The sequence below is a fragment of the Natrinema caseinilyticum genome, from assembly GCF_024227435.1.
In the GTDB taxonomy this organism is placed as follows: Archaea; Halobacteriota; Halobacteria; order Halobacteriales; family Natrialbaceae; genus Natrinema; species Natrinema caseinilyticum.
This window is the reverse complement of record NZ_CP100445.1, coordinates 3,142,075-3,154,561: the sequence shown is the minus strand read 5'-3', so window position 1 is coordinate 3,154,561 and position 12,487 is coordinate 3,142,075. Positions and strand designations below refer to the sequence as shown.

The following is a 12,487-nucleotide window of genomic DNA, read 5'->3' as shown; positions in this document are numbered from 1 at the left end:
TCACTCGCACACGAAGCGGTGTGGTCCTGTCGGGTGCATTCGCAGGGAGTATTCTCCGTCGATCTCTCGCCGGGCGGTTCGAGGTCGGTTACTCGCTTACGCTCTCCCGAACGGTATCAGCCGACTGTTCGACGACCCGAAACTCGGTCGTCCCGCACTGACAGCCGTCTCTCGTCCCGATCGGCTGGATCGTCCCGTCGGGCCATTTTTCGGCGGCGTAGGCGGTCCCGCAGCAAATGCATTTCGCGATCGTCCGTTGACCCTCCCCATCAGGCATTCTCTATCGATAGCCCGTACCAGTCCCGTTTCAAAGAAGTAAATCGTTGACCGGTAAAACTATTCAAATGGCGACATCCCGTTCAGTCGAAGTCCGTCACCGACGAGAGCAGCGCCGTTCGCAGGACCGTTTCGTTGCCTCGCCGAATACGGGTCGAGAGCGCCTGGCGGGAGATGTCGAGTTCGGTCGCGAGTTCGCTCAGATTCGATTCGCTCGGCGTGGCGAAATAGCCCCTTCGGAGGGCCAACACGAGCGCTTCGCGTTGATCCTGAGAGAGGCCGAACTGACGCCGCTGTCCGACCCGCTCACTGAGCGTGTACGTCCGTTCGATGTGGATCGTGATATCCTGTTCCGTACAGTAGTTGTGGAACTGCGAGAGTGCGTCGTGGTCGTTGAAGCGAAGGCGGAACAGCCAGTTCTCCTCTCCCTCCGCTTCGAGGACGGTCGCTTCCGACTCGGCGATGCCGTCTACGAGGTCGCGCTGTGGCTCCTCCCATTTGATCCGATACAATCCGCTATCGCCGATCTTGTCGAGAGCGAGAAATTCCGTAACGATCGGACTGTTTCGTACCGCTTCCTCGAACTCCTCGTGGGTGTCCCCGGTCGCCCACACGAACGGCAACACTTCCCCGCCCGTCGGGACGATGCGTTCGATCTCGAGGTGCATACCGGATACTCCCGAGAGGATCGCGCCGAGTGAAAACTCCTCACTTTGGATCGTGAATTCTAAAATGACGCTCATGGGAATACGGATGCCTGACGTCGGCCACGGTCGTATGAGTTGGCCCTGATTCGCGCTCCGAGAAGATGGTGACCGTGCGTCGGCGACTCCGCTTTGCATCCCTTTCTCGCCGTTCGACCGACAGCGCCAGCCCGGGACAGTTTCCAGTACCGACCGTTTCCCACGGACACCGACGGTTCTGGGGTCCTCGCCGTCGTCGCAACTGCCGGCCGCTCCGAGCGGCCGACGGGTCCGCTCACAACAGTCGTCGGCAGTCCCCCAGCGGCGGAAACCAGAGCGTCTCGCCGCTCGAGCGATCGCAGACCGCCGGATGGAACACGTCGGCGGTTCGGACCAGCGGCGACTGGAAATCGCTGCCGGACATCCCGTTGACCGTCGCTCCTGCGGCGAGGCGCGTAAACGCCGGGAGGACGAGGACGGCCGCGCCCTCGTACGCGTCGGGGCCGTAGAGAACGCAGGGGAGTTTGCGGCCGTCGACGGACAACGTCGGATGATCGTGGCCGACGATGTACCGTTCGGCCGCCGCGTCGGGGCGGTCGTGACCGTGGCAGACGACGGTTTCCCCGTCCGCTAACCGATACTCCGGTGTCGTCTGGCCGTCGAAGGGACCCTCGAGCATCGTGTCGTGGTTGCCGGGCGTGACGATCAGGTCGGCACCGGCCGCGTCGACGGCGTCGACGAGTCGGTCGAGGTCGCGCTCGACGCCGCGTGGAATCCGCGAAAACGAGTGCAACAGGTCCCCCGCGACGACGACGGTGGCCGGCTCGGTCGCCTCGAGGAGGCCGCGGACGCGCTCTACGGCATCGGCTCCGTCGTCGATCGGTGCGTCGACGCTCGAGGCGACCGCTTTACCGAGGTGGACGTCGGCCAGGACGAGCGTGTCGGCGGCGGGAACGGAGACGGCGCGGTCGTGGACCGAAAACGGGACGTCGACGTCGACGGCGGTCATCGCTCGGTCTCCGGCGCGGACGCGGACTCCGGGCTACCGGACGGACCGTCGTCGGTTCCCGCGTTCGACGCGGCCGATCCCGTCGCGCTCGTCCGTCCGCCGTCCGCTCGCACGTCCTGACCGATCGCGTCAGCGAGGTCGTACTCGTCGCCGGTCAGGATGTAGAGGACGTCCTCGAGCGGCTCGAGCACTTCGGGGAGAATGCGGACGACGAGGTAGGTGATCCCGAGCAGGGCGACAATCGACAGCGATTGTGCGATGAAGTTGTGGGCGACGATGTAGGAGGTTCGGTCGGCGGGCGCACCCATGAACTCCGTGACGACGTAGACGAGGATATCCTGCTGGAACCAGCCCCACGGCGAGGCCAGCCCGATGAACACGTTCCTGACGAGGTTGAGAAACCAGATGACGCCGATCGCGAGCGCGAAGGCTGTAGCCTTCCGCCTGAGGGGTGCTTTCACCGCAGCGATGAGTCCGCCGAAGATGGCCATGCTGCCGATCCCGGTACACGAGGTGATGATGTAGGTCGTCCGGCCGGTCACCGTCTCGCTGGGATCGAACGCGAACCGACTCTGGTACCCGTTCGCACCCTCTTCGATGCCGGGACTGTGTCCCAGCAACTCCATCCCGAAGTGCGTCTGCGCGGCGGTCGTCTCGATCAGCCAGGTCCGAACGAACGGGATCGTCTCGACCGGCAGGTAGATCAGGCCCATGAACGCGATGGCCTTCGAGAGCAGGAGCAGCGATTCTCGGCCCCGGACGAGCAGATACCCGGTGTAGGCACACAGCGGCAATGCGGCGAGCGTCAACAGCGTCTGGATCGGGCTCTTGACCTCGAGGTAGTAGTGAGGGATCATCGTCACCCAGAAGAGGCCGAAGACGACCCAGGCGCCTGCGGCGAGATACCGCGCTGGAGCGACGGCGCCGTGCCACTCGAGGAGCATCGCCGCGACGAACGCGCCGATCGCGATCCACGCGAGCGAATCCGCGAGCGGGATCGACCCGACGCTCACGGCGGCGAGCGTCGCTGATCCCGTCGTCACGGACTCGACGACCGCGCCGGAGACGACGGGCGTCGCTGGTAGGGCCGACATAGTCAGGCTAGCTCGATGGACTCTCTCGCTATCAACTTGACGCCTCGAGACGGTCGTCTCACCCACGACTCGGCACGATCGATCGATCGGGTACCTTTTTGCTACCCTGAGGAAAAGGGTAGCCGTATGGTCGACGTCCTCGATAACAAGCGGGCCGCGACGCGATTTCGCATTCTCGTTCAGATCGCCGAGCGCCAGCCCGCGGTCAGTCAGGGTGAGATCGCCGAGGAGGTCGGTGTGACGAGCCAGGCCGTCAGCGAGTACATTCGAGAACTCGTCGACGACGGTCTCGTCGAGATGGAGGGTCGATCGCGCTATCGGGTGACTCGCGAGGGGGTAGACTGGCTCTTTCGCGCCGCCGACGACGTCCGTCGGTTCGCCGATCACGTGACGGGCGACGTGCTGGGCGCGATGAGCGAAGATGCCTACATCGCCACTGAAGACATCGAGGAAGGCGACACGGTCTCTCTGACGGTCGAAAACGGTCTCCTTCACGCGACTCCCGAAAGCGACGGGCCCGCGACCGGCATCGCGACCACCGACGCCGAGGCGGGTACCGACGTCGGCGTGACCAGCTTCGAAGGGGTCATGGAGCTCGAACCGGGGTCCGTTACCGTCTTGCAGGTTCCCTCGATCCGCACCGGCGGGAGCCGCGCCATCGCCGACGAGACCGTCGTCGACGCCTGCGAGGGGGCGGACCTCGTCGTCGCCACCGGCGTCGAGGCCGTCGTCGCCTGTCGGCAGGCGGGCACCGACCCGGCCGTCACGTTCGCCGTCGGCGAAGTCGCAGCGGACGCCGCCAATCACGGTCTCGGTGTAACGGCCGTCGCGACGACCGATGCCGTCGGTCGGGTCACCGACGCGCTGCGAGACGCCGACGTCTCCTACGAGGTACTCGAAGGGTGACGTCCCCGACCCTGACGGGCGGTGTGTTACCCCCGCGAGCACTGTAACCGCGCCGACACGAACGCCCCGGTCCAAGGATTTTAGGCACTGATACTTTGGCCGTGAAGCTGTTCCGGTCCCGTAGGGAGCCATGGACCAATCGGACGCTTTCAGAGTACTCGCCAGCGCTGACCGGCAATACCTCTTCTACGAACTCGTCGAACGCGGCGGAGCGAGCACGGTGGAGACGCTCGCACGACAGATCGCCGTCCGGCGACATCGGACTACCTCTGAAAACGTCACGGACGCCGAAATCGACCGCACCCGCGTCCGACTGGTTCACATCCACCTTCCCCAGTTATTCGACCGAGACATCGTCGACGTGGACTGGTCCGACGGGACGATCAGGTTCACCGAGGACGCCGAAATCGACCTGTTGCTCGATGCCGCCGCGGAGCTGAAGCAGTGGCCTCCGGAGCCGCGGGCGGATCGGTCACTCGCGTCCCACCCGTGAGCTGACGTGCCGACCGAACGACAGCGGTAAGCGACGCCAATGCCGACGGCTTCGCCGTGAGAGGACGCCGACCGCTGATCGGCCGTTCGAAAAGAGCGACTCCGATGCGTCGGTGTTAGCCGATGTACCGCAGGTCGTCGTCGGTCGGGACGTCCATCTGCTGTTGCTGTTCCATCTCCTGGATTTTGCCGATGACGTCTTCCATCTCGTCGGCTCGCTCGTCCAGGGATTCGTAGTCGAGTTCGAACCCGAGGACGACCTCGAGCACCTCGAGCACCGCACGGGCGCTTTTCGGATCGACGAGGTAGCCGCTGGTTTCGCCCATCAGACAGACGGCTTCGAAGCCGCGCCGTTCTCCCAGGCCGAGTAATAGCCCGGAGACGCCGACGATGCCGCCGGCGGGTTCGTCCTCCCGGAATTCGACCCCTGCATCCTCGAGCTCCGCGAGGAGTGATTCGTCGCTGACGGCGCCGACGACGGCGTACTCCTCGATGAGCTCGCCGGTCGGGACGCCGCCGAGTGCGTAGACTTCCGTCGCGCCGAACTCCTCGGCGATGTCGAGGAAGGCATCGGTGAGTACGTAGTGGCCCTCGTTCGTCTGGGCCTGGTGGTCACCGGTCAGCAAGAGCAGGTCGCGTCCGTCGGGAACGGAAACGGCGTACAGCTCCGCACAGGTCAGCTCCGAGACGCCGTCCTCGACGCTCACCTGGGGCGGGAACTCCCGAGAGTAAATCCGGCGCACGAGCGTGCTCTCGCCCTCGAGTTCCTCGAGCAGGTGTTCGACGGCGAGCGTGCCGACGTGTCCGACTCCCGGCAGCCCCTCGACGAGGACGGGATCGTCCAGTTCGACCTCGGCGACTGCGTCGACCTCGAGTTCGTCCATACCGTATCAGCGGCGGCGACGTTTAAGAGCGCGTCGGTACTCGCCGTACGGATCCTCGGGATTGAACGGTGCCGGTGCGCTGTTTTCCGTCGCGGCTCCACACTCCGGACAGGTATCGGACAGCGTGTACACCGGGCGTTCGTGGGTCTCGCGCCACGCCGAACACACCCGGATATCGGATTTCATACGCGCTTATTCGTCGTCGGTCCGGCGCTCGCGGTGGTACTCGCCGTTGCCACCGTGGCCTTCGATCGCGGCGATCGCTCGCTGTGCGCTGTCTTCGAGGTGCGATTCGGCGGTCTTGTAGTTGGGCGCTTGCACTTCGATCCGGTACTCGGGAGCACCGACGTAGCTCACGTCGAGTTCGACTTCGTCGGGGATCTCTCCGTTGCCGCCCGCGGCTTGCAGGGCTTCGCGGATCCCGTCGACGCCGGTCGCGGAGGGGTTCTCGAGGTCGACGTAGCCGGTGACGTTGACGTACGGCACCGAGACGTTCTCGCGCGCCGTCTCCACGATCGCGTCGATCTCGTCGTCGTCGAGGTCGGTATCCTCGAGGGCTTCCTCGCCGTGGATCGCCGCCTGCTTGAAGCCGTCGTAGAGGCTGCCGTGGATGGCGATGAGTTCGTTCGCGATCGACGTGTAGGCCTCGTCGTCGATCTCGTCGCCGAAGGCGAGTTCCATCCAGTTGTCGGCCTTTTGCTCGTTTTTCCACTCCTGGATTTTGTCCGACCGCTGGTGGTCGTTGACGTCTTTCAGCGAAAGATCGATCTGCTGGGACTCCTCGTCGACGTCCAGAACCTTGCAGACGACAATTTGACCCTCGCGGACGTGATCGCGGACGTTCTTGATCCAGCCGCTTGCGACCTCCGAGATGTGGATCAGTCCGCGCTTGTCTTCGTACTCTTCGAGATCGACGAAGACGCCGAAATCCTCGATTTCGTCGATCTTGCCGACGACGAGTTCGCCGGGATCGGGCCAGCCGCTGTACTTCATCGTGACTCGACGGTTTCGATTATTTCGTGATCGATCTCGGCTTTGCCGCCCGTCGGTCGGACGAGCGTCGTTCCACAGACGGCACAGGCCACTTCCGACGCGGCTTTGCCGAAGACGATCTGTTCGTTCTCGCAGTCACTGCATCGGACGCTGTAGAAATTTCCTGCCATCGAAATCACTCCTGGAACTCGAGTCGGCCGGCGCGCCATCCCTCGCGGAGGTGGGCCTTGCCGCACTCGCTGCATCGGTATTTGAGGTCGGTCTTCTTGGTGGGTTTTTCGCCGCCGGGCACCTTCGAGAAGCGACCGGAGTTCCCGATCGAGGCGGTGTTCCGTCGGGTTCGGCGAGCGTCCCACTTCATGCCCGAAGAGCGGCCGGTTCGGGACTTTTCGACCTCGTGTTCGTGGTGTTCGTTGCAGAACGGACAGTAGGTATTGAATCGGCGTGGCATCTGCATGGTTATCTCACTTGCCGTGGGCTATGGCAGCGCCGTTTAAAACCCGTTTGGTTCGTCGGCGCGTCGCGTCCGATTGCCGGCCGTCTCTTGGTCGGATTCGGTCCCGTCTCGCCCTCCGAAGCGTTTAATCCGCTCTCCTGTGAATCAGCGACCATGAAGCAGCTCATCATTCACGGTGATCCCGGCATCCGGAACGGGGCGATTATACGGTACGATGGGGACGAAGTGGTCTGTTTCGGGATCAACCGAAACGGCGAGTACCACGGTCCCGACCGGGTCCAGCTCTGGTGTACCGTCGGGGCCGAAGACGAGTACGAGGACTACGAGAAGCGAAACTACACGCCCCACTTCCTCGACGTCGACCGGGTCGACGCCGAAGCGGTCGACGTGGTTCGGCCGAAAGGCGACCTCGCGGTGTAAGCCAGTTTCAGCGGACCGGACGGCGGTGTGGTCGATGCTGTACGGCGGACCGTCCCACGACCGCCGTTCAGATCCGATCGTCCGCTCTCTCGCAGCGGTCCCGACCGTTTTCTCCGACGGATCGAGTTACGGTCGCAGGAGCGTCGTCGTCGATTTGATGTTCGGCTGATGGTTTCATTCGGCGACCGCAAAACGGAAATTGATGCCGCCGACAGTGGTGGGTAGACGCGAGATCGAGTACGACGATGAGTGATTCCCTTTCAGAGGCGATCCGCATGCGGGCCCGTGCGCTGCTCTCGACGACGCGGTTCAGTCAGTTCGTCGGGGTCGGCTTCGTCGGCGCAGCCGTCGATAACGCCGTTCTCTTTCTACTGATCGAGGGAACGGGACTCGGCCTCCAGGGTGCGAAACTCGTCTCGTGGGAACTCGGTATCGGGGTCATTTTCGCGATCAACGAACGGTGGACGTTCGCGAACCACGGTAGTCTCGGATTCGACGCGCTGGGACGGCGGTTCGTTCGCTCGAACGCGGTTCGACTCGGTGGATTGGTGGTCACACTGGCGGTGCTGACGGTGCTGGTTCGGTGGTTCGACGTCTGGTTCGTAACGGCGAACGTGATCGGAATCGGGGTCGGATTCTTCGTCAACTACACCTGTGAGAGCCTCTACACGTGGAAGGTTCACAGGGAGTAGCGGTAGAAACCCGCATACGGCAGCCGAATCACAACCCTTAACTAGCATACTCGGTTACGAGATGGTAGCGGGATGGGATAGCCAGGAGATTCCGGCGGGCTCATAACCCGCAGACCGGTAGTTCAAATCTACCTCCCGCTACTTTTGACGAACACACCGACGAACGACGAGCCTCCCGTGGTGTGAGTTCGGAATTCGGCGAAATGCGACGAGTCGATTTGCGGACCGGACGTCGATGCGCTGTGCCGTTTCCATGCGGCTGCGAACGAGGCCCGTTCGCCGCGGTTGCGCGATCGCAATTCGCTATCGTCTACCGACCGTGGTGATTGACCGCCACGGGAGGCGCGCCTCCCGGCGACCGCCGTCTCACTTCGTAATTTCGATTTCCGTCCGATCGACGAGCCCTCGCTCGGCCGCATCCGATCGGGAAACCCTCACCTCGAGCGTGTAGGTTCCGGTATCGACGGGCGTCCACCGGTCGTCGTCGACCTGAATTCGTTGGGGCCACCGCCGTCGAAAGCGCTTGCGCTCGCGTCGGTCGAACGAGAATACCGCGGGACGATCGGGCACCGCTCGAGGTACCTGCGACGCCTCGCTGAGGCCGTCGACGGCCCACGTCCACCGGTTCGGCGACTCGGTCCGGATCCGGATCGGAAACGGGAGTCGGTTGCGAAACGTGACGGTGAGTTCGACCGGGTCGCCGAGATCGTACCGTCGGTCGTCGGTCGAAACGCTGACGCTTATCGCCCGGTGGCGAAGCCTCGTCGGCGTGAGTGCGTGGCTGAACGCGGCCCAGTCGATCGCACGGCCGTCGCGTCCGGCGTCCACGCGGCGGCCCGGCACGAACGGATCGTCGTCCGCCGGCTCGTCGGTTCGTTTCATCGTCGACCGCCTCGCGTACGGTGGCCGACGTGCCGAGTCCGGATAGTGGTGTCGGGTCCGGTTACCGGTGTGCGGTGAGGGAACCTGGGCCTGTCGCGGGTATCGCGCCCGTTAGTCGTCACTCGACCCGCGAGTCGGCTCGGGCTCGCCCTCGAATCGGTCGTCGAACCGGTGGCACGCGATCGGATGGGTGGCTCGACCGGGTTCGAGTACTGGGTCGGTCGTTTCGCACGGGGTTTCGAACGCAGCCGCGAGGCCGTTCCGGGCGGCTTCGAGATCGCCGGCTTCGGCGGCCGCGAGCGCGTCCTCAAGTGCGGTTTCGGCGGCGGGATCGGCGAGCTGCCGAGGGATTCCGTGCGCGTCCCGAAGCGCCGTCGAAACGTCCGCGTCGTCTCGGGATCCCGGGAGCTGCGCCTCGAGTCCCGCGTCCCTCGACGCAGCGTGCTCGAATCGGGTTCGCAACGCCACGATCGCCCGAAACGTGGCCGTTTCGAGGTCGTACTCGGCGGGCGGGATGACCTTCGGACAGCGCGTGTGGAACCGGCAGCCGGACGGCGGAGCCGTCGGGGCGGGGATGGGCCCCTCGAGGACGATCCGGTCCCCGTCCCAGCGGGGGTCGGGTTCGGGGATCGCCGACAGGAGCGCTTCGGTGTAGGGGTGTGAGGGCTCGTGGAACACCTCGGCGGTCGACCCCGTTTCCACGAGTGTCCCGAGATACATCACGGCGACCCGGTCGGCGACGTGTTCGACGACGGAGAGGTCGTGGGTGATAAAGAGGTACGACAGATCGAACCGGTCCTGGAGGTCGGCGAGCAGGTTGAGGATCCCGGCCTGGACGGAGACGTCGAGCGCGGAGACGGGTTCGTCACAGACGACGAGTTCGGGTTCGACGGCGAGCGCCCGGGCGATGCCGATCCGCTGTCGCTGGCCGCCCGAGAACGCTCGCGGATAGCGGGTCGCGTGCCCGGCTCGTAGTCCGACCGTCTCGAGCAGTTCCCGAACGCGCTCGTCGCGCCGCGGTTCGGCAACGACGTCGTGAACCGCCAGGGCTTCACCGATGCTTTCGCCGACTGTCAATTGGGGATTCAGGCTGGCGACGGGGTCCTGAAAGACGTACTGAATATCGGCTCGAAGCTCCCGGAGCTCGGACCGGGAGCAGTCGGTGATCTCCCTGCCGCGATAGGTGATCGAACCGGCGGTGGGCTCTGTCAGCCGGACGAGCGTCCGGCCGAGCGTCGTCTTGCCGCAGCCGCTTTCGCCGACCAGCCCGAGCGTTTCGCCGTCGCGGATCTCGAGGTCGACGCCGTCGACCGCCCGGACCGTTTCGCTCCCGCCGAAGAGTCGGTCTACGAACCCCTCGGCGGTGGTGTAGTGCTTCGCCACACCCTCTGCTCGGAGGAGCGGCTCGTCCTCGGCCGCCGTCATCGCGACTCACCCCGTCGGCCACGTTCCCGACGGTCGTCCTCGCCTCGGTCGGTCTCGTCACCGCCTCGGTCGCCTTCCTCGTCGCGGTTTCGCTCGTCGCCGTCGCCCCCTTCGTCGCGGACGACTACCTCGTAGTCCAACCCGTCGCTCAGGTCGCCGGTGTACTCGAGGCAGGCGGCGACGTGGGCCGCGGGATCGCCGTCGTCGTCGGACCCGCTCGCGGTCTCCACGAGCGGCGGATCGCGGCGGGCGCAGACGCTCTCGGCGTACGGACAGCGCGGGTGGAACCGACAGCCGGTCGGCGGGTCGACGAGATCGGGGGGCGTCCCGGGGACGGTCGTGAGCCGCTCGCGCTCGTCGCCCAACCGGGGGATCGAGGCCAGCAACCCGACGGTGTAGGGGTGTCCGGGTTCGTAGAACAGCGCTTCGACCGGTGCCCGTTCGACGATCTGGCCGGCGTACTGCACCAGAACTCGGTCACAGAGTTCCGCGACGACGCCGAGGTCGTGCGTAACGAGCTGAACCGCCGTCTCGGACTCCCGCGTGAGATCCGCGAGCAATTCGACGAGCCCCGCCTGAATCGTGACGTCGAGACCGGTCGTCGGTTCGTCGCAGACGAGCAGGCTGGGGTCACACGACAGTGCCATCGCGATAACGGCCCGCTGTTGCATGCCACCGGAGAACTCGTGGGGGTAATCGGCGTATCGGACGCCGGGATCAGGGATCCCGACCTGATCGAGTAGACCGATCGCTCGGTCGCGGGCCTCGTCATCGGTGACGTCCTCGTGGGCGCGGATCGCTTCTGCGATCTGCTCACCGACGGTGTAGACGGGGTTGAGCGCCGCGCCGGCGTCCTGGAACACCATCGCGATCTCGTTTCCTCGAAGCGCCCTGAGTTCGTCGGCCGTCATCTCGAGGACGTTTCGGCCCCGAAAGCGGACGTCGCCGCTGACGACCTCGCCGGCGTCGTCGAGCAACCGAAGCAGCGCGAGGCTCGCGACGCTCTTGCCGGCACCGCTCTCGCCGACCAGACCGACCGTTTCGCCCTCGCGAATCTCGTAACTGATGCCGTCGACTGCGCGGACGACGCCGTCGTCGGTGTAGAACTGGACGACGAGATCGTCGACCTCGAGCAGCGCCATCAGCGGAGTCGCCTCCGTTCGTCGGTTACGTCCCGGTGCGGATCGATCGCGTCGTTGATCCCGTCGCCGACGAGGTTGATCGCCAGGACGAACAGGAAAATCGCGAGTCCGGGGAAGATCGTCACGTGCCAATCGCCCCTGATGAGCGAGCTCTTGCCCTCCGAGAGCATCGCCCCCCACTCCGCGCTGCCGGGCTCGAGGCCGAGGCCGAGAAAGCCGAGCGCGGCCGCGGTGAGCACGACCGTTCCGACGTTGAGCGTCGCCTGAACGACGACGGGGGCGATCGCGTTCGGGACGACGTGTCTGGCGATGACGGTCCGATCGGGGACGCCGAGCGCCCTGGCAGCGGTGACGTACTCGCGTTCGCGAACCGAGAGTACCTCGCCGCGCAACAGCCTGGCGTAGCCGATCCAGCCGGTGACGACGAGGGCGAGGACGACCGTCCAGAATCCGCCGCCGAGGATCGGTAGCGGCTCGAGGATCGGGACGATCGCGATCGCCAGCACCAGAAACGGGAACGCGTACAGCACGTCGACGATTCGCATGATGGTCTCGTCGACCCAGCCGCCGAAATAGCCCGCGATCGCCCCGAGGGGCACGCCGACGCCGAGTGCCAGCACGACGGCGACGAAGCCGATGCTCAGCGTGTACCGCCCGCCGACGAGAACCCGCGAGAGCTGGTCGCGGCCCGCCCAGTCGGTCCCGAACGGATGCGCCGGGGACGGCGGCGCGTTTTGCGGCCCGACCAGCGTCTCGGACGGATCGTACGGGGCGAGAGAAAACGGCTGGAGCGTTATCGTCACCTCCGCCGTCGACACCTCGATCGGTCGGGCGAAGATCGCGAGCACCGCCATGACGACGATAATCCCGAGCCCGAACGTGGCCGATCGGTTTCGCCGGAACCGGCGCCAGGCGTCCTCGAGTCGGCGTCCCGATCGGCCGGCCGCTCCGGGTGTCCGCGCCTCCGTCGTCTCGGCCGTCGTCGGCCGGTCGCTCGCTCGCGTCGTCGCCGCAGTATCGACGGGCTCCTCGTCGCCCTCGTGGCGACGCCGCTTCCGGTCCGAGACGGCATCGTCGAAGCCGACGATGCGAATTCGGCCGCGTTCGGCGGTGGAGTCTCGTTCGCTCATCG

The 12,487-nt window shown here is 65.4% G+C and carries 17 protein-coding genes and 1 tRNA gene; 5 read left to right on the top strand and 13 right to left on the bottom strand.

The window, feature by feature from the left end; translation table 11 throughout:
- Positions 1-88 precede the first annotated feature (88 nt).
- From NJT13_RS15495 to artA, 4 genes are all read right to left on the bottom strand, one after another.
- Entirely contained in the window at positions 89-277 is a 189-nt protein-coding gene (locus NJT13_RS15495) for a hypothetical protein (protein ID WP_254522538.1), read from the bottom strand.
- A gap of 82 nt (positions 278-359) precedes the next feature.
- The gene (locus tag NJT13_RS15490; protein ID WP_254522537.1) at positions 360-1,019 is read right to left on the bottom strand and encodes a bacterio-opsin activator domain-containing protein; all 660 of its coding nucleotides are present in this window, start codon (positions 1,017-1,019) and stop codon (positions 360-362) included.
- Positions 1,020-1,254: 235 nt separating this feature from the next.
- Positions 1,255-1,968 (bottom strand): metallophosphoesterase, encoded by a 714-nt coding sequence (locus NJT13_RS15485; protein WP_254522536.1) that lies wholly within the window; start codon positions 1,966-1,968, stop codon positions 1,255-1,257.
- Positions 1,965-3,062 (bottom strand): archaeosortase A, encoded by a 1,098-nt coding sequence (gene artA / locus NJT13_RS15480; RefSeq protein WP_254522535.1) that lies wholly within the window; start codon positions 3,060-3,062, stop codon positions 1,965-1,967. The genes NJT13_RS15485 and artA overlap by 4 nt, the downstream gene beginning before the upstream one ends.
- 126 nt (positions 3,063-3,188) lie before the next feature.
- On the opposite strand from artA, the gene NJT13_RS15475 reads away from it, so the two are divergent.
- Both NJT13_RS15475 and NJT13_RS15470 read left to right on the top strand, forming a co-directional pair.
- A complete protein-coding gene (locus NJT13_RS15475) occupies positions 3,189-3,968 on the top strand; it encodes a DUF7839 domain-containing protein (RefSeq protein ID WP_254522534.1) in 780 nt (259 codons plus the stop codon).
- Between the two features lie 130 nt (positions 3,969-4,098).
- Positions 4,099-4,461 carry a DUF7344 domain-containing protein gene (locus NJT13_RS15470; RefSeq protein WP_254522533.1) on the top strand — a complete coding sequence of 121 codons (363 nt, stop codon included), beginning with the start codon at positions 4,099-4,101 and terminating at the stop codon, positions 4,459-4,461.
- Between the two features lie 115 nt (positions 4,462-4,576).
- Here the strand turns inward: NJT13_RS15470 and NJT13_RS15465 are convergent, their stop codons facing one another.
- From NJT13_RS15465 to NJT13_RS15445, 5 genes are read right to left on the bottom strand one after another with little or no spacing between them, the layout of a single operon-like run.
- The gene (locus NJT13_RS15465) at positions 4,577-5,344 is read right to left on the bottom strand and encodes a proteasome assembly chaperone family protein (RefSeq protein WP_254522532.1); all 768 of its coding nucleotides are present in this window, start codon (positions 5,342-5,344) and stop codon (positions 4,577-4,579) included.
- A 6-nt stretch (positions 5,345-5,350) separates the two neighbouring features.
- Positions 5,351-5,530, bottom strand: a complete 180-nt coding sequence (locus tag NJT13_RS15460; protein WP_254522531.1) for an RNA-protein complex protein Nop10 — start codon at positions 5,528-5,530, stop codon at positions 5,351-5,353.
- A 6-nt stretch (positions 5,531-5,536) separates the two neighbouring features.
- Positions 5,537-6,337 carry a translation initiation factor IF-2 subunit alpha gene (locus tag NJT13_RS15455; RefSeq protein WP_254522530.1) on the bottom strand — a complete coding sequence of 267 codons (801 nt, stop codon included), beginning with the start codon at positions 6,335-6,337 and terminating at the stop codon, positions 5,537-5,539.
- The gene (locus tag NJT13_RS15450; RefSeq protein WP_254522529.1) at positions 6,334-6,507 is read right to left on the bottom strand and encodes a 30S ribosomal protein S27e; all 174 of its coding nucleotides are present in this window, start codon (positions 6,505-6,507) and stop codon (positions 6,334-6,336) included. Before NJT13_RS15450 ends, NJT13_RS15455 begins: the two co-directional genes overlap by 4 nt.
- A gap of 5 nt (positions 6,508-6,512) precedes the next feature.
- Positions 6,513-6,794: a 50S ribosomal protein L44e gene (locus tag NJT13_RS15445; protein WP_254522528.1), complete on the bottom strand. Its 282-nt coding sequence runs from the start codon at positions 6,792-6,794 to the stop codon at positions 6,513-6,515.
- A gap of 153 nt (positions 6,795-6,947) precedes the next feature.
- Between NJT13_RS15445 and NJT13_RS15440 the strand changes: the two genes are divergently transcribed.
- From NJT13_RS15440 to NJT13_RS15430, 3 genes are all read left to right on the top strand, one after another.
- A complete protein-coding gene (locus tag NJT13_RS15440) occupies positions 6,948-7,214 on the top strand; it encodes an HAH_0734 family protein (RefSeq protein ID WP_254522527.1) in 267 nt (88 codons plus the stop codon).
- 245 nt (positions 7,215-7,459) lie between these two features.
- A complete protein-coding gene (locus tag NJT13_RS15435) occupies positions 7,460-7,906 on the top strand; it encodes a GtrA family protein (protein ID WP_254522526.1) in 447 nt (148 codons plus the stop codon).
- A gap of 66 nt (positions 7,907-7,972) precedes the next feature.
- Positions 7,973-8,047 (top strand) — tRNA-Met (locus NJT13_RS15430).
- Positions 8,048-8,272: 225 nt separating this feature from the next.
- On the opposite strand, the gene NJT13_RS15425 is transcribed toward NJT13_RS15430, so the two are convergent.
- From NJT13_RS15425 to NJT13_RS15410, 4 genes are all read right to left on the bottom strand, one after another.
- Positions 8,273-8,788: a DUF7974 family protein gene (locus NJT13_RS15425; RefSeq protein ID WP_254522525.1), complete on the bottom strand. Its 516-nt coding sequence runs from the start codon at positions 8,786-8,788 to the stop codon at positions 8,273-8,275.
- 111 nt (positions 8,789-8,899) lie between these two features.
- A complete protein-coding gene (locus NJT13_RS15420) occupies positions 8,900-10,213 on the bottom strand; it encodes an ABC transporter ATP-binding protein (RefSeq protein ID WP_254522524.1) in 1,314 nt (437 codons plus the stop codon).
- On the bottom strand, positions 10,210-11,355 hold the full coding sequence (locus NJT13_RS15415; RefSeq protein ID WP_254522523.1) for an ABC transporter ATP-binding protein: 1,146 nt from the start codon (positions 11,353-11,355) through the stop codon (positions 10,210-10,212). Before NJT13_RS15415 ends, NJT13_RS15420 begins: the two co-directional genes overlap by 4 nt.
- Positions 11,355-12,485: an ABC transporter permease gene (locus tag NJT13_RS15410; protein ID WP_254522522.1), complete on the bottom strand. Its 1,131-nt coding sequence runs from the start codon at positions 12,483-12,485 to the stop codon at positions 11,355-11,357. The genes NJT13_RS15415 and NJT13_RS15410 overlap by 1 nt, the downstream gene beginning before the upstream one ends.
- Positions 12,486-12,487: the final 2 nt, after the last annotated feature.

Excerpts from the sequence above, each read along its gene's own strand:
- NJT13_RS15495 (WP_254522538.1), bottom strand. The coding sequence starts at position 277 with ATGCCTGATGGGGAGGGTCAACGGACGATCGCGAAATGCATTTGCTGC.
- NJT13_RS15490 (WP_254522537.1), bottom strand. The coding sequence starts at position 1,019 with ATGAGCGTCATTTTAGAATTCACGATCCAAAGTGAGGAGTTTTCACTC.
- NJT13_RS15485 (WP_254522536.1), bottom strand. The coding sequence starts at position 1,968 with ATGACCGCCGTCGACGTCGACGTCCCGTTTTCGGTCCACGACCGCGCC.
- artA (WP_254522535.1), bottom strand. The coding sequence starts at position 3,062 with ATGTCGGCCCTACCAGCGACGCCCGTCGTCTCCGGCGCGGTCGTCGAG.
- NJT13_RS15475 (WP_254522534.1), top strand. The coding sequence starts at position 3,189 with ATGGTCGACGTCCTCGATAACAAGCGGGCCGCGACGCGATTTCGCATT.
- NJT13_RS15470 (WP_254522533.1), top strand. The coding sequence starts at position 4,099 with ATGGACCAATCGGACGCTTTCAGAGTACTCGCCAGCGCTGACCGGCAA.
- NJT13_RS15465 (WP_254522532.1), bottom strand. The coding sequence starts at position 5,344 with ATGGACGAACTCGAGGTCGACGCAGTCGCCGAGGTCGAACTGGACGAT.
- NJT13_RS15460 (WP_254522531.1), bottom strand. The coding sequence starts at position 5,530 with ATGAAATCCGATATCCGGGTGTGTTCGGCGTGGCGCGAGACCCACGAA.
- NJT13_RS15455 (WP_254522530.1), bottom strand. The coding sequence starts at position 6,337 with ATGAAGTACAGCGGCTGGCCCGATCCCGGCGAACTCGTCGTCGGCAAG.
- NJT13_RS15450 (WP_254522529.1), bottom strand. The coding sequence starts at position 6,507 with ATGGCAGGAAATTTCTACAGCGTCCGATGCAGTGACTGCGAGAACGAA.
- NJT13_RS15445 (WP_254522528.1), bottom strand. The coding sequence starts at position 6,794 with ATGCAGATGCCACGCCGATTCAATACCTACTGTCCGTTCTGCAACGAA.
- NJT13_RS15440 (WP_254522527.1), top strand. The coding sequence starts at position 6,948 with ATGAAGCAGCTCATCATTCACGGTGATCCCGGCATCCGGAACGGGGCG.
- NJT13_RS15435 (WP_254522526.1), top strand. The coding sequence starts at position 7,460 with ATGAGTGATTCCCTTTCAGAGGCGATCCGCATGCGGGCCCGTGCGCTG.
- NJT13_RS15425 (WP_254522525.1), bottom strand. The coding sequence starts at position 8,788 with ATGAAACGAACCGACGAGCCGGCGGACGACGATCCGTTCGTGCCGGGC.
- NJT13_RS15420 (WP_254522524.1), bottom strand. The coding sequence starts at position 10,213 with ATGACGGCGGCCGAGGACGAGCCGCTCCTCCGAGCAGAGGGTGTGGCG.
- NJT13_RS15415 (WP_254522523.1), bottom strand. The coding sequence starts at position 11,355 with ATGGCGCTGCTCGAGGTCGACGATCTCGTCGTCCAGTTCTACACCGAC.
- NJT13_RS15410 (WP_254522522.1), bottom strand. The coding sequence starts at position 12,485 with ATGAGCGAACGAGACTCCACCGCCGAACGCGGCCGAATTCGCATCGTC.